The sequence below is a fragment of the Desulfococcus sp. genome, assembly GCF_041737845.1.
Taxonomy (GTDB): Bacteria; Desulfobacterota; Desulfobacteria; order Desulfobacterales; family Desulfococcaceae; genus Desulfococcus.
In genome coordinates this window covers 19,449-40,162 of the sequence record NZ_JBGSQX010000074.1, presented here as the reverse complement: position 1 = coordinate 40,162, position 20,714 = coordinate 19,449, and the positions used below count along the sequence as shown (strand labels likewise).

Genomic DNA, 20,714 nt, shown 5'->3' with positions numbered 1-20,714 from the left:
TGCTTGGCATGCGGCCGTCCAGCCGCACTGACGATAGGATTCAAGAGTTAACAAATATGACCGGAATGTGTCAAGAAGGATCTTATCCCTATTCAGACCCTTACCTCGGCAGGCAGGCGCCGGTAAATCCCCCGGGAGTGCGGAAGAAGGTTTGCGCCCGGACTGTTTCTGGGCTATAGTGCATTCATCCCGGATGGAACTGAATCCACCACAAAGAAGACATCGCATAAAACTGGAAAAAGACGCCATGGCAGCGCCCCCGGCTCCCGAAGAGACCACCCATATCGGATACCGACGGATCGCGCGGAACGAAAAATCCCGCTGGGTCCGGCATCAGTTCGATACGGTCGCCTCCCGCTACGATCTCATGAACACCCTGCTCAGCGCAGGCATTCACTACCTCTGGAAGCAGCGCGCCGTCAGGCTCCTTGACCTGAGACCGGGGAATGCCGTCCTGGACGTCTGCGGCGGCACCGGGGATCTCGCCGTCTCGGCCCTCAAGCGGGTCATGCCCGGCGGCAGTGTCGTCCTCTACGACATCAACCGGGAAATGATGAGGGCCGGCCGGCGGAAGAGAACCCACGCCGCGCTGCGCCGCCGGATCCGTTTCCTGCAGGGCGACGCCGAACAGATGGCCCTCGCGGAGAACACCTTCGATGCGGCGGTCGTGGGGTTCGGGATGCGCAACCTCACCGACATGGCGGCGGGGTTCCGGGAGATGCACCGGGTCCTCCGGCCTGGCGGCCGGATGGTCTGCCTTGAATTCTCCCGGCCCGTTGCGCCTTTCTTCCGATGGCTCTACGACCGGTACTCCTTTCACGTCATGCCGTGGCTGGGCGAACGCCTGACAGGCTCCCGGCAGGCCTACACCTATCTTCCCGAATCGATCCGGCTGTTTCCGCCCCCGGCGGAGCTGGCCCGCCTGCTTTCGACCATCGGCTTCACCCGGGTCGAACACTGGAGGCTGACCAACGGCGTCGCCGTGATTCATCGCGGCGTGAAGGAGTAAACGGATGGGCCATCAGCCGACAGGAAACACGCCGGCCCGCCGGATGAGGGCACCCGAATGACGGCAACCATGGCGCTCATAGAAGAGCTGTTTTTGGCCCGCCTGGCGGCCCTGGCCTCGGAGCACGGCCTCACGGACGCGGAAACGGAAAGAATCGCCTGGGTCTTCAGGCAGGCCGCCGCCAACCCGTTCATGACCGAACAGCATATCTTCCGGAAGCTGTCGGGGGAGGATTTCTGAGCATGCACTCGGCCCCGATCCGGCTCAAAAAGATCAAGCTGGAAAACATCGGCTGCTTTGTCCGGAAGACCCTCCGGTTTTCGGGGATGAGCGTCATTTTCGGGGAAAACCGGACGGGGAAGTCCACCCTGGTCTATGCGGTCTATTTTGCCCTCTACGGAGCGCATCTCAACAGCAACCTCAAGGTCGCCGACCTCTGCCGGAAGGGGGAAACCGCGGGCAAGGTCACCCTCTATTTTGAGAAAGCCGGGACGGCCTACAAGCTTGGACGCACAACGGAGGCCCTGCCGAGGCTGTTCCGCCGCACGGGACCGGAAGCGCCCTGGGACCCAGTTCCCCTCCACGACCCCGACGTCCTGGACGCCGTCATTTCCATCCCCGCCGAAACCGCATCCCTCACCTCGTTCTTCCGGGAGAGCGAGTTGATCTATTTTCTCCAGGACATGCCCAAGTACAACCAGACCATGCTGCAAAGCCTCATCGGCATGGATGACGGCATCATCCTCCGCTCGCGTTTCAAAAAGGCCTTGAGCCGGGCCAGGGAGGTGAAAAAGGCCATTGAAAGCGCCGCCCCGAAAAAACGCCTCGACCCCCTCGCCGTCGAACTCACCCGGCGCCAGCTCGACGACGCTGAAAAAGCCCTGGCCGACCTCGACCTGACCCTTCAGAAGATCCGGGACCCGCACCTCCCGGACCCCACGGTCTACAAGCTCCTCAGCCGCCAGCACCAGGCCGGGGTCCAGAATCTGGCCGCCCTTCGCGCCCTCGCGGAAAAGCTGCCGCCCCAGGAAACCCTGGCAGCGGAACGGGAGACCCTTGCCTTCCGCATCCGGGAGGCGGAAACAGCCGCAGCCGGGGCGGAGGAACTCCAGCGCCGACTGGGCGCCGCCGTCCAGAAACGCGACACCCTGAGGCTGCGCCTGAAGCATCTGGGCGCCCTTGAGAACCGCCCGGCCTGCCCGGTTTGCGAACAGGAGGTGCCGCCAGAGCAGATCACGGCCCTGGGCCGGAAAATCGAATCCCAGATGGCCCAGGCGGAAGCGGACCAGACAGGCATTACGGCGGGCCTGGAAGCCGTCCGGAACCTCCGGGAGGCCCAGGCCCTCGATCAGAAACGGCTTCTGGAAATCGAACGGCAGGCACAGGAACACCGGGATATCGAGCAGCGCATCCGTGACGTCACCGAACAGCTTGCCGTGCTGGCTTCGGATCTGAAGCCGTTCGAGCAATCCCAGGGGGCGGTCCACGAGGCCGAAGCCCGGTTCGGACGGGAACAGGCCGCACTGAGGCAGCGCGTCGATCTCCAGGAGCAGATCATCCGCCACCGGGTCGCCCTGAAGCGGCATGAAGATGACGGAACGCAGGCCGATGAACACCAGAAACATATCGCCCTGGCCGAGCGCAAGGCCCTCGTCTGCACCGTGGCTTTCCGGGCGGTGGAAGAGGCCATCCAGGGGCTGGGAAGCCGCCTTCTGGAAAAGGTCCGCGGGAGCGTCGGCGAATGGTCCCGCCACTTCTCGTTCCTGGACCGGTTCGACATCCAGATCACCGACCGGGAGCTCCTCCCCATGATCCAGGCCAGGGGATACCAGTACAAGCTCAACCAGATGAGCAAGAGCGAACGGATCTTCCTCTACCTGATGCTCAAGCTGGCCATCGGCGACGCTTTGGGGCACCTGGGCCTCTTCATGCTCGACGACCCTGCCGACGGCCTGGACCTCAAGCGCAAACAAACCCTGGCCTACCTCCTGGCCGAGGTGGCCGGAAGGCGACAGGTTCTGGTCACGACCAACGACGCCGATTTCGCAGGGATGTTCGCCGGCGGACGGCGGGTGGATCTGGAAGAACGGGGCGTTCCCGAAGCGGTCTGAGCTTGACGGGCGGGGGCAATTCCTATCCTTTCGCGCCGATGCCCTTGGCGCTCATGCCTATTCAACCCAATTGGGACAGGAATCTTTCGAACTTTTCTTCTCCTTCGGGCAGATCCTCGCGGGAGGTCATGCTGTGGAAAGACACGAATTTTTGGACCCAAACACATTAGGTCCTTTCCGTATGGATCGAATCATGGCGAAGCCGCATCACCTGCCGGACTTCGTCAAGCAGCCCGGGTATTTTTTCAGTTGACATGGAACCTGACAAAATGGTTTGGAAAAGAAACAGGATAAATTCCAAAAGCCGTATACTGTTTCTTTGCGAAATCATTTTTGCCGTAATCGGAAAGAGATATTGAGAAAAAAACGATATTGCTCGAATACCCCCTCAATTTTGACCCATCAGGGCAAATTAACCTGATAATCAATGGTTGGCCATCATGATTGACGCCGCTCCCAACTGGTTAGCTTACGTAACGGCAGCGGGCGCCGTAGCAACGCCCATTCTTGTTGCCATTCTCGGCGGCATCGGCTGGAGAATTCGTAGCCGAATCGACCGACGGACCGAGCTCGAACGAAAGCTGAGAGAGGATAGAATCGAAATTTACAACGAGCTCCTTGAGCCTTTCGTAATCATCTTCATGTCGGATGATGCATGGAAGTCCGACCCAAAGAACAAGACCCGCGACAAGAACGCGATGGGAGCAAAACATCTGCTTTCGCTCGACTACAAACGCAATGCCTTTCGCCTTGCAGTTCTCGGATCGGATGGAGTACTGCGCGCCTACAACTCGCTGATGCAGTATTTCTTCCTCCTCAACGACAAGCCAGCACCCGAAGAGGCTCGGGTCAAGGGCATGCTGGAAAGGATCGGCGTATTGCTCTTGGAGATTCGAAAGAGCATGGGCAACGAAGCCACTTCGCTCGATCGCTGGGAGATGCTTGAGTGGTTTATGACTGACATGAAGGTGGTTCGCGGCAAATGATGGCCATCGGGATAGGGAGCGACCTCAGCTATCCTCTCACACACAACCGCACGCACGGATCACGTATCCGGCGATTCGACTGATCAGGCAAAACGAGGTCCTGGGAGAAACAAGCCGAGCTGATCAAAGCAGGCGTTCGGCATTGCGATCACGACCCACATGACTATGCTCATTCGCCACGCCCCTTTTCGGGAGCATCCCGTCAGAAGGGCGTGGAGGTTATATGAACGGATTGAATCGAGCGATCACATTCCCGATGCTCAAGCCGCGGTTGCGGCCGGTCAGTTCGCGTACCCGTTGCTTGAAACGCCGGATGGATTTCGTGTGGATGAGGGTTCTTGTTCATCGCCCCGTGCGTTTGCGCCACCCTGCCTCGGCAGGGCGGCTTCCTCCCCAAGTACCGTCGCCGGGACCCGATTGCCTGCCGCTATACCCTTCACCTCCATCAGGCTGGGTTTGGGACTTACCGTCGGCTCCGATTCGCGCACCTCGGCGCACCCTTTAGAATACGTGCCGTGCCCGGCACACAACTTCTGCTGCTGCGGACTCGGTTTCCTCGCCGCAGGGAAACGCATTAGCGCCTACTACTTCAGAATAGGGGGCATCAGAGTAATGAAATTTCGCAACACCGCAATAATCCTTAGCCTGGCCATCTTTCTATCCGCATGTGCCACCTATCCGAAAAGCCGAGAAAATCAAGCGGCATACCATGCAAGTGAAGCAAGGTCCGCAATTTCTAAGGGTGACAGCACTTACGCCGCCCACCAAATCGACGATGCCCTTAATCGTCCAAGAGGCGATGCAAAGATCAAAGAGTTGTTCGCCAGCCATCCAAAGGGGCGAGACTACTACTGGGCATATCTGGAAAAATCGATATTTGATGTTTCGAGCGTATACTCAGCGGTGGCTGTTTTCGAAAAACTTTCCGAAGTCAAATCTGCGGGCATTTTTTCCGAGGATCAAATACGCGAACTTTTCGCCAGCCTAACGAAGGTGGTCACCGATGGCAACACTACCGGCTCAATTCCGTTTGATCTTGGGGATAGAATCGAACTTTTTCCGGAACTGCAATCCCCTTTTCACCAGCAAATCATAATCAATCGGACAATCAAGAATCTTCAAACTACCGGTTCTGGAAGAAGGCCAGTTGTAGCATTGATGGATTATGTTCAGCGGATCGGAATTGATTCTATAGAGGGAAAAAGAATCGAATCTCTCCTGCACACAATGAATATCCGACGTGATGAGCTTGACGTGGTGGTTAATTTATTTCCGGAATTTGCCGCAGCCAGAAAGAAAGAAATAACCGCACGGGTCTATTTGCAAGTCAAGAATGGGGATCGTCTACTCAGCGATGACCTTCTTCAGGCGTTGCGCAATGAAGTCCGGGGAATTGAGTGGGTTTCATCTGACGACCCCACAACGACTACTCTGCTTATCGAGCGGTTGCGAAACGATGAGAGGACCTTGCCTGAACGAACAGAAACCATAACCTATGCTCAACACGAGGTTAATCTTTTAAGCGCAGCGCTTCTGATGCCGCGCAATGCGTCTTATCTCTATGAACTCGTCTCAGGGGGCGTAGAGATTGAATATGGCTATGTGGTTTCCGCAGTCGCAGACGGTAAGACGATCTTTGACGAAGTAATCAGAGGAAAGGTTAGCCGTGAATATCGTCGCTGCCAAAACGATAGGATTCAAAATGTGTTTGGCGGTGTTAAACCAGCGGGCTTCATCGCTAACGACGATATGCAACAACGATGCGCTGGCCCCAGTTCGGCGTCTATAGATGAGATTCGAAAAGAAGTGTTCTCAAAAGTAGTGGACGTCGTGTTAAAGGTTCCGTCAATCAAAGTTGCTCACGAGCTAAACTAGCCTGTTCCTGAATCGCGGCGGTATTGAGGCGGGGAGCATGCTCCCCCCTCCCCCGCCACGGGACGAGCGACTCACGGTTCCGGCGGGTCGGATGATCCGGCGGAGTGAGACCCTGAAAGACCGGAATGAAAACATTAACGTTTGAACCACGTGCTAAAAAGTTATCTTTTGATTCGGACAATATGTGGGTAGAGCTCACGGATGGACGTCAGCTTGGTGTCCCGCTGGCTTACTTCCCACGACTCCTTAATGCATCTTAGGCTCAAAAAGCTGATTACATCATCAGCGGTGGAGGTACTGGCCTGCATTAGGAGGAACTGGACGAGGACATTTCTGTGAAAGGTCTTTTGTTGGGAATTGTTGACAGGACCCAACCTGCCAGAAAGGCATCATGATTTTCTGACCCTGTACGTGCATCTGAACTTTATGTTCCCGCGGCGCTCCGCGCTGCGGGAATGCCCGAGTTGCCGGGTTCCCGGCCTCACGTCTGGTTCTTCGGCGCTTCGCGCCTCGGGGACCAAACGTTCGACGGGCATTAGCGTGGTCGTCCGACAGGCGAGTGAGATAGGAAAAGAAGCATGATCAAAACAAAGATAGATGTTCTGAATGCACTCGTTCAGAACCAATCCCACCTGAGAAGACTGCGAGTAAGAAGGATCGGGCTGTTCGGTTCCTTTGTTCGGGGAGAGCAACGCCCTGACAGTGACATTGATCTGCTGGTCGAGTTCGAGCCAGGACAAAAGACATTTGATGTTTTTATGGAACTATCCTTCTTTCTTGAGGAGGTTCTAAAGCATAGGGTCGAACTTGTCACCGTGGAATCACTCAGCCCCTATATTGGTCCTCACATCCTCAAGGAGGTCGAGTATGCCGCTCTCGCCGCTTGAGTATCTTCGCCACATACTCGATGAGACCAAATATCTGATGGATAAAAGGCACAGCTTAAACAAAGAGCAGTTCCTGCAGGATGCAACTCTCCAGCGTGCCTTTGTGCGAAGCATCGAAATCATCGGAGAAGCATCAAAGAAAGTACCCTCGGATCTGAAGAATCGATATCCAATAGTCAACTGGAAAGCCATAGCTGGTATGAGGGATAGACTCATCCATAATTACTTCGGGGTTGACTATGATATCGTCTGGGATGTGGTGGAGAATAAGATTCCCGCACTTCGTGAAGACATACTGGAGATCTTGGAACGAGAGGGTGTAGTCTGAAGGAGAAAAAGTTCACGCCCATGCCGGGCGTACACAAGGCGCTCGTTCTGACGCAAACTACGCTGCGCTTCGTTTGCGCCGCACAGCTTGGCCGTTGGCGTACCCCCCCGCATACAAATTGGCACTTGATTTACGCTGCATTTAATGGTACATGCAAGAATACAATAGGAGGTACGCTATGGGTAAGCTATTAAACATCATACCGGTGAGCGACTTGAGGCAGGATGCTGCCAAGATCTTGAAACAGTTGCGAAACAATAAAGAGCCTTTGATCATAACACAAAGAGGGCGGGCATCTGCGGTAATCATCAGTGTCGAGGCATATGAGAAATCTGAACACGAAAAAGAGATCCTGCGCCTTTTAGCCAAGGGCGATAGGGAAATAGAACTAGGTGAAGGATATGATCTGGATACCGTTCTTGCTGAAGCTGATTCGCTCTTAGCCAGGGAGCCCTCGTGAAGGTCCGTTTTACCCCTTCTGCCCGAACCCAATTTCTTTCTGCCCTCGCATATATTCGTCAGGATAAACCTTCGGCGGCGATTCGTTTTCGAGATCGAACCGAAAAAATCTTACGAAGACTTGAGGATTTTCCTGGATCCGGAAGAATCATACCGGAGTTTCCGGAACTTCCCTACCGGGAGGTGATTATCTCACCGTATCGGGTTTTTTATAAAATCAAAGCCGACGCTGTTTGGATTGTTGCGGTTTGGCATGGTGCAGAGCTCCCGAGGGAACCAGTGAACTGAGCGCCAACCCGGCATTCAAGCGGACGGGACAGGGAGCAGCCTCACGGCTACCCCCTCCCACGCCAAGCAACAAGCAGGTCACGTACTCGATATTGGACATCTGTACCTTGCACGATCATCAGCTGCGATTTTCCTTACCCCCCTCTCCCACCGGAAGAGGGTTAGGGTAAAAAAGCGAAGATTGTGACCGCTCAAAGTATACCATCGAGGGCGTAATGACTGGTGACGCACGATACAATCCCGCCATCCACCATCGCCGTTCCATCCGGTTGCAGGGATACGATTATTCCCAGGCCGGGGCCTATTTCATCACCATCTGTACCCACATCCGGGAATGTTTGTTTGGGGAGATCAAGGATAGAGAAATGCAAACAAATGATGCGGGAAAAATGGTTCATACCGTTTGGAATGATATACCATTCCGATTCGATGGCCTTGAGTTAGACATATTTATCGTTATGCCGAGTCATATTCACGGTATCATCGTGTTGCCTTGGCGTAGGGGCGAATCTTGTATTCGCCCTTCCCCCACAACGGACCATTCAACGGATCACAAGGAGGGCGATCACAAGGATCGCCCCTACGGGACATTACCGGGTACGGTGGGACGTATTGTTCAGGCGTTCAAATCAATCAGCACACGTGGATATACGGTTGGGGTTAAAAAATCAGGATGGTCGCCATTTCAAGGCAAATTATGGCAGCGCAATTACTGGGAACATATCATCCGAAATGAAACGGAATTAAATCGTACCCGCGCATACATCCAAGACAATCCCGACCAATGGGAATCGGATAAATTACATCCCCGTGGGGGCGAACGATTTTCCGCCCTTATGGAAATCCGTGAACCCGCTGCTTAATAAGGTATGGGGTCCTGGATGGTATGAGCAACCGATTATACGAATCCGAAATCGAGCCAATCGCCCTCGACATCCTTCGGGATGAGAATGGGACGACACAAAAGATCGTAATCAAAAACGAGACAAAGGCCGATGTTGCCGTCATCTCCGAGGTGACTATCGCAGCATTTAGGCTAATAGAACTTTATATATCCACAAATGCTCCCATTTAAGGAACAATGAAAGAATTGCTGCGTCTGTTTGTCCTGAAAAGAAGGGGCGATGGTGATGGCCGACAAGCCTTCGTATGAAGCGCTGGAAAAGCGGGTTGCGGCACTGGAGGCTCAGAGTAGACGTTCCGCCGAGCTGCGGGACGAGCTGGAACAAAGCCTGAATTTTACGGAATCGCTTTTGGCGGCCATCCCGACGCCGGTTTTCTGGAAGGATTCCAAGGGCCGGTACCAGGGCTGCAACGCGGCTTTTGCGGAAATCATGGGGGTCACGTCCGAGCAGATCCAAGGGAAAACCGTCCAGGACCTGTGGCCCGGTGGACAAGCCGCCGTGTACCACCAGAAGGACCTCGAACTGCTGGAAAACCCGCTTCGCCAGGTCTACGAATTCGAGGTGAAAGACAAGCAGGGGCGGATCCGGCCCGTCGTATACCACAAGAACGTCTTCCGGAACGGAAGCGGGAGGATCGCCGGGATCGTGGGCGGGTTTACCGACATCAGCGATATCCGCAAAGCCCAACTGGAGCACCAGGCCTTATTTTCCATGTCCCTGGACATGATCTGCATCGCCGACATCCACACGGCCACCTTTCTCAAGGTCAATCCGGCGTTCACGGCCACGCTCGGCTACAGCGAAAAAGAACTCCTTTCGGTGCCGTTCACCCATTTCATCCACCCCGAAGACATCGAGCCCACCCGAAAGGTCATGGAGGAGCGGCTGAAGGAAGGCGAGAAGGTCATCAATTTCAAGAACCGCTATCGCTGCAGGAACGGCGAATACCGATACCTCAACTGGGTATCCCATCCGGTGCCCGAGGAGGGGGTGACCTATGCCGTGGCCCACGACGTCACCCAGGAAATCCATGCCTATGAGGCGCTGCGCTGCCAGCGCAACCTTCTCAACAGCCTCTTCGACCACCTGCCGATGGGCATCACGATCTGGGGCGACGACGGCCGGCTGCTCATGATCAACAGGGGCTTTTCCCGCATCACCGGTTACTCCATGGCGGACATCGCGGACCTGAACGACTGGTTTCTCAGAGCGTACCCGGACCCGGACTACCGCCGCGCCGTGATGGAGGACTGGGCCGGGGCAAGGAATTCCATGCATGCCTCCCGGGAGTTCAAGGTGGCCTGCCGGGACGGCGGCGTCAAGGCCATTGAATTCCAGGGCGCCTTCCTGAAGGACGGCCGCGCCCTGGTGACCCTGTCGGACGTCACGGAAATCCGGAAGGTCCGTGAAGAGATCCGCCAGCGACGGCAGTTCCTCGAATCGGTGCTCTACCACGCACCCGACGCCATAGTCACCCTCGATGAACGTCATCGCGTCATCGACTGGAACCCCGGCGCGGTGAAGATGTTCGGATACACGCCGGAGGAGGCGATCGGCATCCAGCTCGACGACCTGGTGGCACCGCACCAGCATCACGCCGAGGCCGGCAGAAAGACCGCCCAGGTCCTGTCCGGCAGGCGCGTCGAGGCGTTCGAAACCGTTCGGTACCGGAAGGACGGATCCCCCATCCACGTGATCGCGGCCGGATCTCCCATCATGGTCGAAGGCGTCCTGAAGGGGGTTGTCGCGGTCTACACCGACATTACCGACCGGGTGCGAAACGAGGAGGTCCTCCGGACATCCCACAAGCGTTTCATCACGGTGTTGAACAGCATCGACGCCACGATCTACGTGGCGGACATGAAGACCCATGAAATCCTTTTCATGAGCCAGAAGATGATCGAGACCTTCGGCGGCGACCTGACCGGAAAGATCTGCTGGGAGACATTCCGAAAAGAATCGGCTCCCTGCCCGCACTGCACCAACGACCGCCTGGTTGATGAAAACGGACAACCCACCGGTGTCGTCGCCTGGCAGGGGCCAAACCCCATATCGGGCAGATGGTACATCAACCACGACCGTGCCATCGAATGGATCGACGGCCGAATCGTCAGGCTCCAGATCGCCACCGACATCACCGACTACAAAAGGATGGAAGACGCGCTTCAACGGGCTCAGCGGATGGAGGCCATCGGAACCATGGCCGGCGGCATCGCCCACGATTTCAACAACCTGCTCATGGGCATTCAGGGGCATGCGTCCCTCATCGCCATTGATCTGCCTCCCGATCACCCCCATGCGAAGCACGCCGCCGCCATCGAGGAACACATCCGAAGCGCCGCCAACCTCACCCAGCAGTTGCTCGGTCTTGCCCGCGGGGGGAAGTACGAGGTCGCGCCGGTCGATGTCAACGCCCTCGTCGAAACCAGCGCGGCCATGTTCGGCAGGACCCGAAAGCAGATTCGCATACGGACCCGGACGGCACAGGAATCCATGGTGATCGCGGCCGACAAGAGACAGATCGAGCAGGTGCTGTTGAACATCTATATCAATGCATGGCAGGCCATGCCCGACGGCGGAGATCTTTATCTCGAAACCAGCCCGGCGGAACTGGATGCGGACACCTGCATTGCACACCAGATTCCGCCGGGGCAGTACATAAAGATCTCCCTGACCGACACGGGCGTCGGCATGTCCGAGGATGTCCGGCAAAAGGTCTTCGACCCTTTTTTCACGACCAAGGAAAAAGGGCGCGGGATCGGGCTGGGGTTGGCTTCCGCCTACGGCATCATCCGGAACCATGGGGGGGTCATCACGGTCTACAGTGAAGCGGGCCATGGGAGCACCTTCAACATCTACCTGCCCCGGTGCCGGAAAAGTGCCGCACCGGATATGCAGACGGGGGGGGAGTCGGTCGGCGGAACCGAAACCATCCTGGTGGTCGACGACGAAACCATGATCACCGATGTCGCCGGAGCCTTGCTGAAAAAACTGGGCTACCGGGTGATCGCCGTCAATGACGGGGAATCGGCCGTCGAAGCGATGAAACGCATGGGGACCAAGATCGATCTGGTGCTCCTGGACATGATCATGCCGGGGATCGACGGTGGAAAGACCTTCTACAAGATCCGGGAGGTTCGGCCTTCGGTGCCGGTGATCCTGTCAAGCGGCTATTCCATCAACGGTCAGGCCGCGAAGATCCTGCAGAGCGGATGCAACGGTTTCATTCAGAAACCGTTCAACATTTCGGAACTGGCGAAAAAGATCAGGGAAGTGTTAAAGTAAAATTACCGGTCAGCATGTCACCAGTCGCTTCAGTTGACCGCAAACTTTGTTTTTTTGGTTGATAAGGTGCTTCAAGGGGGGGTATCATGATTTTTTTTGGATTGGCTCTGGATCGGGTTTTCCAATGTGACGGGACGGCGATTCAATTCGGATCCTTGGCGTTTTATTCTGCCGCGCAGCGGCTTGCTCGAAAATGGAGGTAAGGCGTGCTGACCGTAAAAGACATCATGACGACAGAGGTGATCACCGTAAAACCGGAGACGGAGATCCTTGAGGCCACCAGACTGCTCCTGGAAAACCACATCAACGGCCTTCCGGTGATCGACGATACGGGAAAGGTGGTGGGGATCCTCTGCCAGAGCGACCTGATCGTCCAGCAGAAGAAGCTGCCCGTGCCTTCCTTTTTCACCTTTCTGGACGGGTATATCCCCCTGACCTCCATGAAACAGATGGAAAAGGAGATCCAGAAGGCGGTGGCCACGACCGTGGCCCAGGCCATGACGCGCGACCCCATCGTCGTCAAGCCTGACACCGGGCTCAACAGCGTCGCCGCCCTGATGGTGGACAAGAAACTCCACACCCTTCCGGTCGTTGAGGAAGGCCGGCTGGTCGGCGTCGTCGGCAAGGAGGATGTGATCCGGACCCTGACAACCGCCAACCCGAGATAAAAACGGAGATGATGTCAAATCAAAAAGGGTGAACAGGAGGCATGCCGCCGTCCACGACTGCGGCATTCGGCTTCAGACCGGCGGCCTTTTCCCTGAAACGCCTCCCGGGACATCACGGCCGGGAGGTCTTGCCTGTGCCGGCAAACGCCAGGCCGGGATTCCGCCGATTCAGCCCGACGGCCGGCCGGGAATCCGGGCTTGAAGTGGCCATCTCCCCGCAATTCCAGGCTTCCGACTGGCGGAACACCGCTTCATCGATCATCCGCGGGCCGTAAACCGCACGCCCGAGGTCGTCTATGACGATAATCTCACCCATGTTCAGTTCCATTGAACCTTCCTTTCAATCCATCCAGTCGCGACAAATTTCGATGCCGGTTTGGCTCGTCATCCAGTATGATCGGTCTTTTCCATGTATTGCACCGGGCATTCCCGCGCCGTTCCCACATCCGCGCGGACAAAAGGCTTGTATAGCGCTTCGGCCGGCCCGTCAAATCATTTATCTGGGAAGAAACCTTCCGGCATAGAATGGGCGATATGGCCCGCAATGGGCGAAAACAGCCCGCTTCGGTACATTTAAAGGATATCTATGGATATCAATTGGCTACCCATATATATTCCTGATCCCGCCAAAGAATGGCGGGCGATTTGTCCCGTATCTTCTCCCGGTAAACGGATGGGATTCAAACCTTCAGGCGGAAAAAATATTTGATTTCAGCAGGGTCGGCGCATAATTTTGTTTTGGCATGCGAATTGCTACGTTATGCCGGTGATGTTTTCACGCCATTCCGGCATCCCGTACCGCAACCGATCCAAGGGGAGGATCTCATGAACGTCCTGATTGTTCACCATTCAGCGCCCTTTGCCGATGACCTGGCGCACCGCATCCGGTTATGGGGGCACGATGCCGGACCCTGTCATGATGCCCGCGCCGCCGCCGCGCTCATGAGAACCATGATATTCGACCTGGCCATGCTGGAGGTGGGCCCTGCCGGTGCGCCCGGCGAACGGACCATCGCAGCGGTCAAGGCCCGGCAGCCGGGCATCAGCATCGTGGCCATGAGCGACAGCGCCGACCCGGAACTCCAGACCCGCATCCGGGGAACGGGCATCATCTACTATATGCTCATACCGTCGGAAATCCATCACCTGAAGCTCATCCTCGACCACCTGTCGGCCCGGACGCTTCCGGCCGCGGCATTGCCTCCCCAGCACCGGAAAGCATCCGCAGCCTGGGAATCGCCGGTTTAACCGGTTCGACGCCTCTCCGCCCTCCGCAACCATCCGATAACGTTCTATCATTCAGGAAAATTAATTCAGGTTCTGCGAGAAAATCCTTTTCAATCCCCACCGCTCTATGAAAAGCTTGTCGGTGATTTGGCAGGCAGGAAGGAATAACCTTGGGGGAAGGCGCGGGCCTTATACCGCAACACCACATGGAGAGGCAACATGAAAACAATAGGCCTTTTGGGCGGAATGAGCTGGGAAAGCACGGTTGGCTACTATCGGGCGATCAATGCGGGAGTCAAAAAAACCCTGGGCGGCTTCCACTCCGCCAAGATTGTTCTCTACAGCGTCGATTTCGCGCAGATTGAGAAATTGCAGCGCGACGGGGATTGGGAAGGGACCGCGGCCGTTCTCTGTGAGGCGGCGCTTTCGATCCAGGCCGCGGGAGCGGAATTCCTGCTCCTCTGCACCAACACGATGCACAAGGTTGCGCCGGAAATCGAGAAGGCGATCACCATCTCATTGCTCCACATCGCCGATGCCACCGGCGAGGCCCTTGTGCGAAACGGCATTCAAACGGCCGGCCTGCTGGGCACGGCGTTCACGATGGAGCACAATTTTTACAAGGGCCGGCTGCGCGAACGATATGGGCTGGACGTACTCGTGCCCGATGAAGCCGACCGGCGGCTGGTCCATCAGGTCATCTTCCAGGAGCTTTGCCTGGGCAAAATCGAGCCCGACTCCAGAACTCAATTCCTTCATATCATCAACCGACTGGCCGAACAAGGCGCCGAAGCGGTCATTCTCGGGTGCACCGAAATCGGCATGCTGGTCAGCCAGGAGGATACCCCCGTCAAACTTTTCGACACGACCGAAATTCATGCGGCAAAGGCGGTGGAACAATCCCTTTTCGATCCGCAAAAGTAAGGAGAAAACCATGGCAACGCAAGATCTTCATCGGCGGTGACGGCATGTGAGGATCACAGGCGCTTTTCGGCCGGCTCGATGACCCGCATGGACCGCCATCTTCCCTGATGGAAGCGGATGAAGGCCGCCGTGAAAAGGGAGACGATGAAGAAGGTGACGCAGCCCCAGGCGAAATAGACCCCCCTGCCCAGAAAGAAGACCCCGATATGAATGGGCAGGATCATGGTCAACACCGAGAGCCCGCCCACCGTCCACATGATGAACCGGGTATCGCCGGCCCCCCTCAGGGCGCCGGTGTAGATCATGTACTGGGCGTCGAAGAAGATATAAAAGACCACGAACCGGAGCAGCACGACGCCCATCTCCGACATCCGCTCCAGCTCCCCGGCCGGCAGGTTGCGGGCATAAAACAGCGAGAGGGTCCACTCGGGCCAGATCAGATAAAATAGCGCGGTGAAAAGGATATACAGATAGATCAGGTGGAGGGAGGCCCGGACATCGGCCAGGGCCGCTTCGGGATCCGACCGCCCCAGGGCCTGGCCCACCAGGGTGCTGGTCCCCATGGAAAACCCCATGATCGGCATGAAGGCCAGGTTGTTGATGGTAAGGACGATGTTCGTGACCGCCAGCTCGACGCTCCCGATCCGGCCGACCATGAGGACGAAGAAGGTGAAGGCGAACAGGTCCATGGTCATCTGGAGAGACCCGGGGACCCCGAAGCGCAGGAGGCGCCTGAAGAGCTCCGCCTCGAACCGTCGCTTTCCGATCACGCCGTACCGTCGGTCATTGGCCCGGGTAAAGATCAGGCCGGTGAACAGCAGCGCAATGGCCCCCCATGAGATGACCGTCCCCAGGCCGGCGCCGGCGATGCCCATCTCAGGGAAGATCCAGCGCCCGTAGATCAGGGCGTAGTTGAGGGGGATGTTGAGCAGCATTCCCGCCACGTGAACCAGCATGACCGGCCGCGTCAGGCCGCGGCCGGAATAAAAACAGGAGAGCGTGGCATCGAGCACACAGAGCCCGCCGCCCATGCAGAGCATCCGGAAGTAGCTCACCTCCAGCCGGCGGATCTCCTCCCCGTGGCCGACCAGGTCGAACAGGGGAACGGCGGTGAACGAGAGGGCCGAAAGAGCGGCGCCGGCAAAAACGGAAAAATAGATCCCCTGCCACAGGGCGCTTCCCACCCGGTGCGCCGACCCGGCCCCCGTATACTGGGCCACGAACACGTTGACGTAGCCGCCCACGCCCATGAAGAACGCGATGAACAGAAACGCGGTCAGCCCGCCGGGCGTGGCGGCCGCGATGGCGTCCAGGGAATAGTGGGCCAGAAAAATCCGATCCGTCGCCTCCAGGATCATGGTGGTCGCCATGCTCACCACCAGAGGGAGACTGACCCCGAGGACCCGCCGGTAGCGGGCGAAGGGCTCGGGCCGGACGCCCAGGAAGGCGATGGGCTGCGTCACGTTTTCCTTTTCCATCCGAAATCCGCCCCTGGCGGGGCATCGTTGCGAGTCAATCATGATTTTCTGAACAAAACGGGGAGGGGCGCCTCTCGGGGCGGCCGCTGCCGTGATGTTTGCGCACAGGTTGTTAACCTAAGGATAGGTCCTCCGGCTGTCAAGCTTTCCGCCGGAGCGCCCCGATTGCCGAAAAAAGGCGCTGTTCCAACATGCGGAAGGAAACTTGTCCGGGAGAACTTCCCGTGTTATCTTAAAATATATTTTTGAGATGTTGGCCGGCATTCCCTTTTCTAAGAAGGAAGGTGGGTATGAAAGTCGTTTTTCACGAAAATTTTAAGAGCGTCTACACCTCCGATCCCGCCGCGGACGAGGGCCGGATGGAGGCCGTGGTCGCAGCCATAGGGGGCCAGGCCCAATTCATTGAAGCAAGGCCTGCGTCGGAGGCCGATATCACGGCCGTCCACACCCCGGCGCACGTGGCGCGCGTCAAGGGGAAGGGGCTCTATGAGATCAGCGCCCTGGCCGCCGGCGGCGCCATCCAGGCGGCGGAGATCGGCATCAGCGAGCCCTGTTTCGCCCTGATCCGCCCCCCCGGCCACCATGCCTCGGCCGACTCGTCGTGGGGGTTCTGCTACTTCAACAACATGGCCGTGGCCCTCACGGCCATGAAGCGCCGGAAAAAGATCCAGTCGGCCTTTGTCCTCGACTTCGATCTCCATTACGGCGACGGAAACGTCAACATCCTGGGGCCGGAGCCCTGGGTCGCCCTCCATAATCCCGAGTCGCGGGAAAGGCACGAATACGTCCGGAACGTCGCCCAGGTCCTGTCCGGGGTTACGGCGGACATCATCGGGATCTCGGCCGGCTTCGACCATCACCGGGAGGACTGGGGCGGGCTCCTCGAGACCGACGACTATTACCGGATGGGCTTTCTGGTGCGGGAGACGGCGGTCCGCAACGGCGGCGGCTGCTTCGCCATCCTGGAAGGGGGATACAACCACCCGATCCTGGGAGAGAGCGTGGCGGCTTTCCTGTCGGGCATGTCCGCCTGACCGCAGCGCCGCAACAAATCCGACACCATCAGAAAAGGCAGGCACGACCACGATGATGATCCTTGACGCCCAGAACCTGACCCGGACCTACGCCCTGGAAAACCGGGAGATCACCATTCTAAACGATGTCTCCCTCTCGGTCTTTCCGGGGGAGTTCCTCGTGATCCAGGGCAACAGCGGCAGCGGCAAGACCACCCTTCTGACCCTGCTCTCGGGCCTCGACCGGCCGACATCGGGACGGATCTTCATCCGGAACCGGGAGATCACCCACCTGAGCGAGGACGAGATGGCTCCTTTCCGGAACCGGACCTTCGGATTCGTCTTTCAGTCCTTTCACCTGGTGCCCGCCCTGAACGCCCTCGAAAACGTCATGTTTCCGGCGGAGCTCTCCGGAAACCGGCATGCCCGGGAAAAGGCCGAGGCGCTCCTCGGCCGGGTCGGGCTCACGGCGCGCCGGCACCATTTTCCCCACCAGCTCTCCGGCGGCGAAAAGCAGCGGGCGGCCATCTGCCGGGCCCTCGTCAACGAACCGGACATCCTCTTCGCGGACGAACCCACGGGGAACCTCGACACAGAGAACAGCGGCGCCATCCTGTCGCTGCTTCTCGATCTCAGGAAGGAGCGGGGCGCGACCCTCATCCTGGTCACCCACAGCGCCGAGATCGCCGCCATGGCCGACCGCAGGCTGGTCCTCCGGGACGGCGAGATCGCGGACGGGACGACGCCATGATCCACGCCAGGTTCCTGTTCCGGCAGCTCGCCGCAGGCGGCCACCAGGCGGCCGTCTTCGTCCTCAGCGTCATCCTTTCCATCGTCGCCGTGGTGGCGGTGAACGGCTTCAGCGAGAGCCTCAACCGGTCGCTGCTCCGGGACGCCCGCTCCCTCCATGCAGCGGACATCATCGTACGGTCCCACTTCCCCCTCTCCCCGCCCCTCCTTGCGGCCGTTCAGGACATAGAAACCCGGGGCCGCGTCCAAAGCACCGCCGTCCATGAGTTCTATTCCGTCGTCCGAAGCGGAAACAAAGAGAATTCGCTCCTGGCGGACCTGAAAATCGTGGGCCCCGCCTACCCGTTCTACGGCGAGGTGGTACTCTCGTCGGGCCGCCCCTTCCCTGCGGTACTGGCCCCCGGTAGCGTGGTGGTGGAGCAGGCCCTCCTGGAGCGGCTGGGCCTGTCACTTGGGGATGCCCTCCACGTGGGAAGTGCTGAGCTCGTCATCCGCGACGTGGTTTTGAAGGAGCCGGACCGGCCGGTCAATTTCCTCTCCTTCGGCCCCCGGGTCTTCATCAGCGAGGCCGACCTTGCCCAGCTCGATCTCCTGAAAAAAGGGAGCCGCGTCAGGTATATTCTTCTTCTCAAAACCGGCGAAAAGGAGGACCTGGATGCCCTGTCGGCCGCGCTTTCACGCGCCGCCGTGGACGGACAGGAGCAGGTCGAGACCTTCCGGACGGCCGGGTCCCGGATCAAGCGGTTTTTCGACAATTTCCTCTTTTTTCTCTCCCTCATCTCCGTCTTCATCCTGCTGCTCTCGGGCCTGGGCATTCGAAGCTCGCTTTCGGCCTACCTGAAGGACAAGGAAGAGACCATCGCCGTCATCAAGGCCCTGGGCGGAACCGGCCGTTTCGTCACCCTCAATTACCTGACCCTTGTCGCCCTCTTCGGGACGGCCGGGACCCTGATCGGCCTGGCCCTGGGGAGCCTGCTGCAGCACGGCCTGTTCCTCCTGTGGGGCGACCTTCTGCCCAAAGGCAGCGAAACGGGCCTGTCGGGGGCCACGATTGTCCAGGGCGCGCTGCTGGGGTCGCTCACGGTGGTGCTCTTCGCCTTTCTGCCCATCCACCGCATCCGGGACGTGCGGCCCAACCGGGTATTCAGAAAGGCGGCCGCGGCCGCAAAAAAAGGGCCCGTTTTCTTCGCCACCCTCCTCTTCATCATTCTCTTCTTCACCGGGATCATCCTGCTTCAACTGAAAGACCTCGATACGGGCCTCAAGTTCCTGGGGGGAACCCTGGCCCTCATCCTCCTCTCCGCCCTCTTCACCCAGGGACTTCTTGCACCCCTGAAACGGATGAAAAGCGGTCCGCTGGCCCTGCGCCAGGCCATCCGGGGCCTGTTCCGGGCGGGCAACGCCACCCGGTCGACCATCATCACCCTGAGCGCCTCCCTGTCCCTGATTTTCACCATCTTCCTGGTGGAGCAGAACCTGGATGCGGCCTTCATCCGCTCCTACCCGAAGAATGCCCCCAACCTCTTTTTCATCGACATCCAGCCCGACCAGGTCGACCCCTTCTCGGAGGCCATCGGCCGGACGCCCGAGTTCTACCCGGTGATCCGGTCGCGGCTCCTGTCCATCAACGGCGAAAAGATCCACCGGGAGGAGGAGCGCCTGAGGCGGGGCGACAACCTCTCCCGGGCCTTCAACCTGACCTACCGGGACCACCTGCTGGCGGACGAGCGGCTCATCGAGGGCGACCGCATGTTCCGGGAGGACCTGGAAGGGCTTCAGGTGTCGGTGATGGACACGGTCGTGGAGATGCAGTCCATGCGCATCGGGGACCGGCTGACCTTCCGGATCCAGGGGGTGCCCGTGACGGCCACCGTTTCCAGCATCCGTACCCGGACCCGGGAAACCATCGAGCCGTTTTTTTATTTCGTCTTTCCCGCGGACTCCCTCCTGAAATCCGCGCCCCAGACCATCTTCACGGCGATCCGGGTGCCGTCGCCGGAGGTGCCGGCCGTCCAGAACCGGGTCATCTCGCGGTTTCCCAACATCAGCGCCATCGATGTCAGCCAGACCATCAGCACCTTCGCGGACATCCTGCACCGCCTGTCCATGATCGTCCGGTTGTTCACCCTGATGAGCATCCTGGCGGGGCTCCTCATCATCGTGAGCGCCATTGCCGCCACCCGCATGGCCCGGACCCAGGAGGCCGCCTACTTCAGGATCCTGGGCGCCAGGAGCCGTTTCATCCTGTCGGTGTTCTCCCTGGAGAACGCCCTCATCGGCGCCGCGAGCGCCCTGCAGGCCCTCCTGATCTCCCAGACGGCCGGATGGATCATCGCCACGCGGGTGCTGGACATCGACTACCAGCCCTATTTGTTGGAGAGCACCCTGCTGTTTTTCGGGAACGTCCTGCTGGTCATGGGCGTGGGGGGCGCAGCCACTCTGCCTATTCTCCGGCAGAAACCCGTCGTCTTCCTCAGGGAACAGACGGAGGAATGACATCCCACGCCTGAGACCGGTTTCG

At 58.4% G+C, this 20,714-nt stretch carries 21 protein-coding genes; 18 read left to right on the top strand and 3 right to left on the bottom strand.

All coding sequences use genetic code 11. The annotated features are described in order from the left end of the window. The first annotated feature begins 247 nt into the window (after nt 1-247). From ubiE to ACEW8N_RS08030, 4 genes are all read left to right on the top strand, one after another. Nucleotides 248-1,009 (top strand): bifunctional demethylmenaquinone methyltransferase/2-methoxy-6-polyprenyl-1,4-benzoquinol methylase UbiE, encoded by a 762-nt coding sequence (gene ubiE, locus ACEW8N_RS08045; RefSeq protein WP_373499289.1) that lies wholly within the window; start codon nt 248-250, stop codon nt 1,007-1,009. Nucleotides 1,010-1,066: 57 nt separating this feature from the next. Continuing rightward, nucleotides 1,067-1,249 (top strand): hypothetical protein, encoded by a 183-nt coding sequence (locus tag ACEW8N_RS08040; protein ID WP_373499288.1) that lies wholly within the window; start codon nt 1,067-1,069, stop codon nt 1,247-1,249. 2 nt (nt 1,250-1,251) lie between these two features. Next, complete coding sequence (locus tag ACEW8N_RS08035) at nt 1,252-3,120, top strand: ATP-binding protein (RefSeq protein ID WP_373499287.1); 1,869 nt, start codon at nt 1,252-1,254, stop codon at nt 3,118-3,120. Between the two features lie 440 nt (nt 3,121-3,560). Continuing rightward, nucleotides 3,561-4,106, top strand: a complete 546-nt coding sequence (locus tag ACEW8N_RS08030; protein ID WP_373499286.1) for a hypothetical protein — start codon at nt 3,561-3,563, stop codon at nt 4,104-4,106. A 219-nt stretch (nt 4,107-4,325) separates the two neighbouring features. Here the strand turns inward: ACEW8N_RS08030 and ACEW8N_RS08025 are convergent, their stop codons facing one another. Beyond that, a complete protein-coding gene (locus ACEW8N_RS08025; RefSeq protein ID WP_373499358.1) occupies nt 4,326-4,421 on the bottom strand; it encodes a group II intron maturase-specific domain-containing protein in 96 nt (31 codons plus the stop codon). A gap of 297 nt (nt 4,422-4,718) precedes the next feature. On the opposite strand from ACEW8N_RS08025, the gene ACEW8N_RS08020 reads away from it, so the two are divergent. The 9 genes from ACEW8N_RS08020 (at nt 4,719) to ACEW8N_RS07980 (ending at nt 12,801) form a co-directional block, all read left to right on the top strand. Next, the gene (locus ACEW8N_RS08020) at nt 4,719-5,981 is read left to right on the top strand and encodes a hypothetical protein (protein ID WP_373499285.1); all 1,263 of its coding nucleotides are present in this window, start codon (nt 4,719-4,721) and stop codon (nt 5,979-5,981) included. Between the two features lie 125 nt (nt 5,982-6,106). Beyond that, nucleotides 6,107-6,241, top strand: a complete 135-nt coding sequence (locus tag ACEW8N_RS08015; protein WP_373499284.1) for a DUF2442 domain-containing protein — start codon at nt 6,107-6,109, stop codon at nt 6,239-6,241. Between the two features lie 318 nt (nt 6,242-6,559). Then, nucleotides 6,560-6,868 (top strand): nucleotidyltransferase family protein, encoded by a 309-nt coding sequence (locus tag ACEW8N_RS08010; RefSeq protein ID WP_373499283.1) that lies wholly within the window; start codon nt 6,560-6,562, stop codon nt 6,866-6,868. Then, nucleotides 6,849-7,196 carry a DUF86 domain-containing protein gene (locus ACEW8N_RS08005; protein ID WP_373499282.1) on the top strand — a complete coding sequence of 116 codons (348 nt, stop codon included), beginning with the start codon at nt 6,849-6,851 and terminating at the stop codon, nt 7,194-7,196. The genes ACEW8N_RS08010 and ACEW8N_RS08005 overlap by 20 nt, the downstream gene beginning before the upstream one ends. A 178-nt stretch (nt 7,197-7,374) precedes the next feature. Beyond that, nucleotides 7,375-7,656, top strand: a complete 282-nt coding sequence (locus tag ACEW8N_RS08000; RefSeq protein WP_373499281.1) for a type II toxin-antitoxin system Phd/YefM family antitoxin — start codon at nt 7,375-7,377, stop codon at nt 7,654-7,656. After that, the gene (locus ACEW8N_RS07995; protein WP_373499280.1) at nt 7,653-7,943 is read left to right on the top strand and encodes a type II toxin-antitoxin system RelE/ParE family toxin; all 291 of its coding nucleotides are present in this window, start codon (nt 7,653-7,655) and stop codon (nt 7,941-7,943) included. Before ACEW8N_RS08000 ends, ACEW8N_RS07995 begins: the two co-directional genes overlap by 4 nt. Before the next feature lie 215 nt (nt 7,944-8,158). Further along, entirely contained in the window at nt 8,159-8,806 is a 648-nt protein-coding gene (locus ACEW8N_RS07990; protein WP_373499279.1) for a transposase, read from the top strand. Nucleotides 8,807-9,073: 267 nt separating this feature from the next. Then, the gene (locus tag ACEW8N_RS07985; protein ID WP_373499278.1) at nt 9,074-12,133 is read left to right on the top strand and encodes a PAS domain S-box protein; all 3,060 of its coding nucleotides are present in this window, start codon (nt 9,074-9,076) and stop codon (nt 12,131-12,133) included. A 206-nt stretch (nt 12,134-12,339) separates the two neighbouring features. Further along, nucleotides 12,340-12,801: a CBS domain-containing protein gene (locus ACEW8N_RS07980; RefSeq protein ID WP_373499277.1), complete on the top strand. Its 462-nt coding sequence runs from the start codon at nt 12,340-12,342 to the stop codon at nt 12,799-12,801. 112 nt (nt 12,802-12,913) lie between these two features. Here the strand turns inward: ACEW8N_RS07980 and ACEW8N_RS07975 are convergent, their stop codons facing one another. Continuing rightward, nucleotides 12,914-13,129 carry a hypothetical protein gene (locus ACEW8N_RS07975; protein ID WP_373499276.1) on the bottom strand — a complete coding sequence of 72 codons (216 nt, stop codon included), beginning with the start codon at nt 13,127-13,129 and terminating at the stop codon, nt 12,914-12,916. A 497-nt stretch (nt 13,130-13,626) separates the two neighbouring features. Between ACEW8N_RS07975 and ACEW8N_RS07970 the strand changes: the two genes are divergently transcribed. Both ACEW8N_RS07970 and ACEW8N_RS07965 read left to right on the top strand, forming a co-directional pair. Further along, complete coding sequence (locus ACEW8N_RS07970; RefSeq protein ID WP_373499275.1) at nt 13,627-14,049, top strand: hypothetical protein; 423 nt, start codon at nt 13,627-13,629, stop codon at nt 14,047-14,049. A gap of 198 nt (nt 14,050-14,247) precedes the next feature. After that, nucleotides 14,248-14,952, top strand: a complete 705-nt coding sequence (locus ACEW8N_RS07965; RefSeq protein ID WP_373499274.1) for an aspartate/glutamate racemase family protein — start codon at nt 14,248-14,250, stop codon at nt 14,950-14,952. A gap of 53 nt (nt 14,953-15,005) precedes the next feature. Here ACEW8N_RS07965 and ACEW8N_RS07960 read toward each other — a convergent pair whose 3' ends face one another. Then, nucleotides 15,006-16,430: an MATE family efflux transporter gene (locus tag ACEW8N_RS07960; RefSeq protein ID WP_373499273.1), complete on the bottom strand. Its 1,425-nt coding sequence runs from the start codon at nt 16,428-16,430 to the stop codon at nt 15,006-15,008. 290 nt (nt 16,431-16,720) lie between these two features. On the opposite strand from ACEW8N_RS07960, the gene ACEW8N_RS07955 reads away from it, so the two are divergent. Genes ACEW8N_RS07955 through ACEW8N_RS07945 form a run of 3 tightly spaced genes read left to right on the top strand, consistent with a single transcriptional unit; the run spans nt 16,721 to nt 20,689 of the window. Beyond that, nucleotides 16,721-17,464, top strand: a complete 744-nt coding sequence (locus ACEW8N_RS07955) for a histone deacetylase family protein (protein WP_373499272.1) — start codon at nt 16,721-16,723, stop codon at nt 17,462-17,464. Between the two features lie 52 nt (nt 17,465-17,516). After that, the gene (locus ACEW8N_RS07950) at nt 17,517-18,194 is read left to right on the top strand and encodes an ABC transporter ATP-binding protein (RefSeq protein WP_373499271.1); all 678 of its coding nucleotides are present in this window, start codon (nt 17,517-17,519) and stop codon (nt 18,192-18,194) included. Continuing rightward, the gene (locus ACEW8N_RS07945) at nt 18,191-20,689 is read left to right on the top strand and encodes an ABC transporter permease (RefSeq protein WP_373499270.1); all 2,499 of its coding nucleotides are present in this window, start codon (nt 18,191-18,193) and stop codon (nt 20,687-20,689) included. The genes ACEW8N_RS07950 and ACEW8N_RS07945 overlap by 4 nt, the downstream gene beginning before the upstream one ends. Nucleotides 20,690-20,714: the final 25 nt, after the last annotated feature.

Bases quoted from the DNA above. Each gene is read 5' to 3' on its own strand.
- ACEW8N_RS07975 (WP_373499276.1), bottom strand. From the start codon at position 13,129: ATGGAACTGAACATGGGTGAGATTATCGTCATAGACGACCTCGGGCGT.
- ACEW8N_RS07965 (WP_373499274.1), top strand. From the start codon at position 14,248: ATGAAAACAATAGGCCTTTTGGGCGGAATGAGCTGGGAAAGCACGGTT.
- ACEW8N_RS08020 (WP_373499285.1), top strand. From the start codon at position 4,719: ATGAAATTTCGCAACACCGCAATAATCCTTAGCCTGGCCATCTTTCTA.
- ACEW8N_RS08010 (WP_373499283.1), top strand. From the start codon at position 6,560: ATGATCAAAACAAAGATAGATGTTCTGAATGCACTCGTTCAGAACCAA.
- ACEW8N_RS07955 (WP_373499272.1), top strand. From the start codon at position 16,721: ATGAAAGTCGTTTTTCACGAAAATTTTAAGAGCGTCTACACCTCCGAT.
- ubiE (WP_373499289.1), top strand. From the start codon at position 248: ATGGCAGCGCCCCCGGCTCCCGAAGAGACCACCCATATCGGATACCGA.
- ACEW8N_RS08005 (WP_373499282.1), top strand. From the start codon at position 6,849: ATGCCGCTCTCGCCGCTTGAGTATCTTCGCCACATACTCGATGAGACC.
- ACEW8N_RS07945 (WP_373499270.1), top strand. From the start codon at position 18,191: ATGATCCACGCCAGGTTCCTGTTCCGGCAGCTCGCCGCAGGCGGCCAC.
- ACEW8N_RS07960 (WP_373499273.1), bottom strand. From the start codon at position 16,430: ATGGAAAAGGAAAACGTGACGCAGCCCATCGCCTTCCTGGGCGTCCGG.
- ACEW8N_RS07985 (WP_373499278.1), top strand. From the start codon at position 9,074: ATGGCCGACAAGCCTTCGTATGAAGCGCTGGAAAAGCGGGTTGCGGCA.
- ACEW8N_RS08015 (WP_373499284.1), top strand. From the start codon at position 6,107: ATGAAAACATTAACGTTTGAACCACGTGCTAAAAAGTTATCTTTTGAT.
- ACEW8N_RS07990 (WP_373499279.1), top strand. From the start codon at position 8,159: ATGACTGGTGACGCACGATACAATCCCGCCATCCACCATCGCCGTTCC.
- ACEW8N_RS08000 (WP_373499281.1), top strand. From the start codon at position 7,375: ATGGGTAAGCTATTAAACATCATACCGGTGAGCGACTTGAGGCAGGAT.
- ACEW8N_RS08040 (WP_373499288.1), top strand. From the start codon at position 1,067: ATGACGGCAACCATGGCGCTCATAGAAGAGCTGTTTTTGGCCCGCCTG.
- ACEW8N_RS08030 (WP_373499286.1), top strand. From the start codon at position 3,561: ATGATTGACGCCGCTCCCAACTGGTTAGCTTACGTAACGGCAGCGGGC.
- ACEW8N_RS07970 (WP_373499275.1), top strand. From the start codon at position 13,627: ATGAACGTCCTGATTGTTCACCATTCAGCGCCCTTTGCCGATGACCTG.
- ACEW8N_RS07950 (WP_373499271.1), top strand. From the start codon at position 17,517: ATGATGATCCTTGACGCCCAGAACCTGACCCGGACCTACGCCCTGGAA.
- ACEW8N_RS08035 (WP_373499287.1), top strand. From the start codon at position 1,252: ATGCACTCGGCCCCGATCCGGCTCAAAAAGATCAAGCTGGAAAACATC.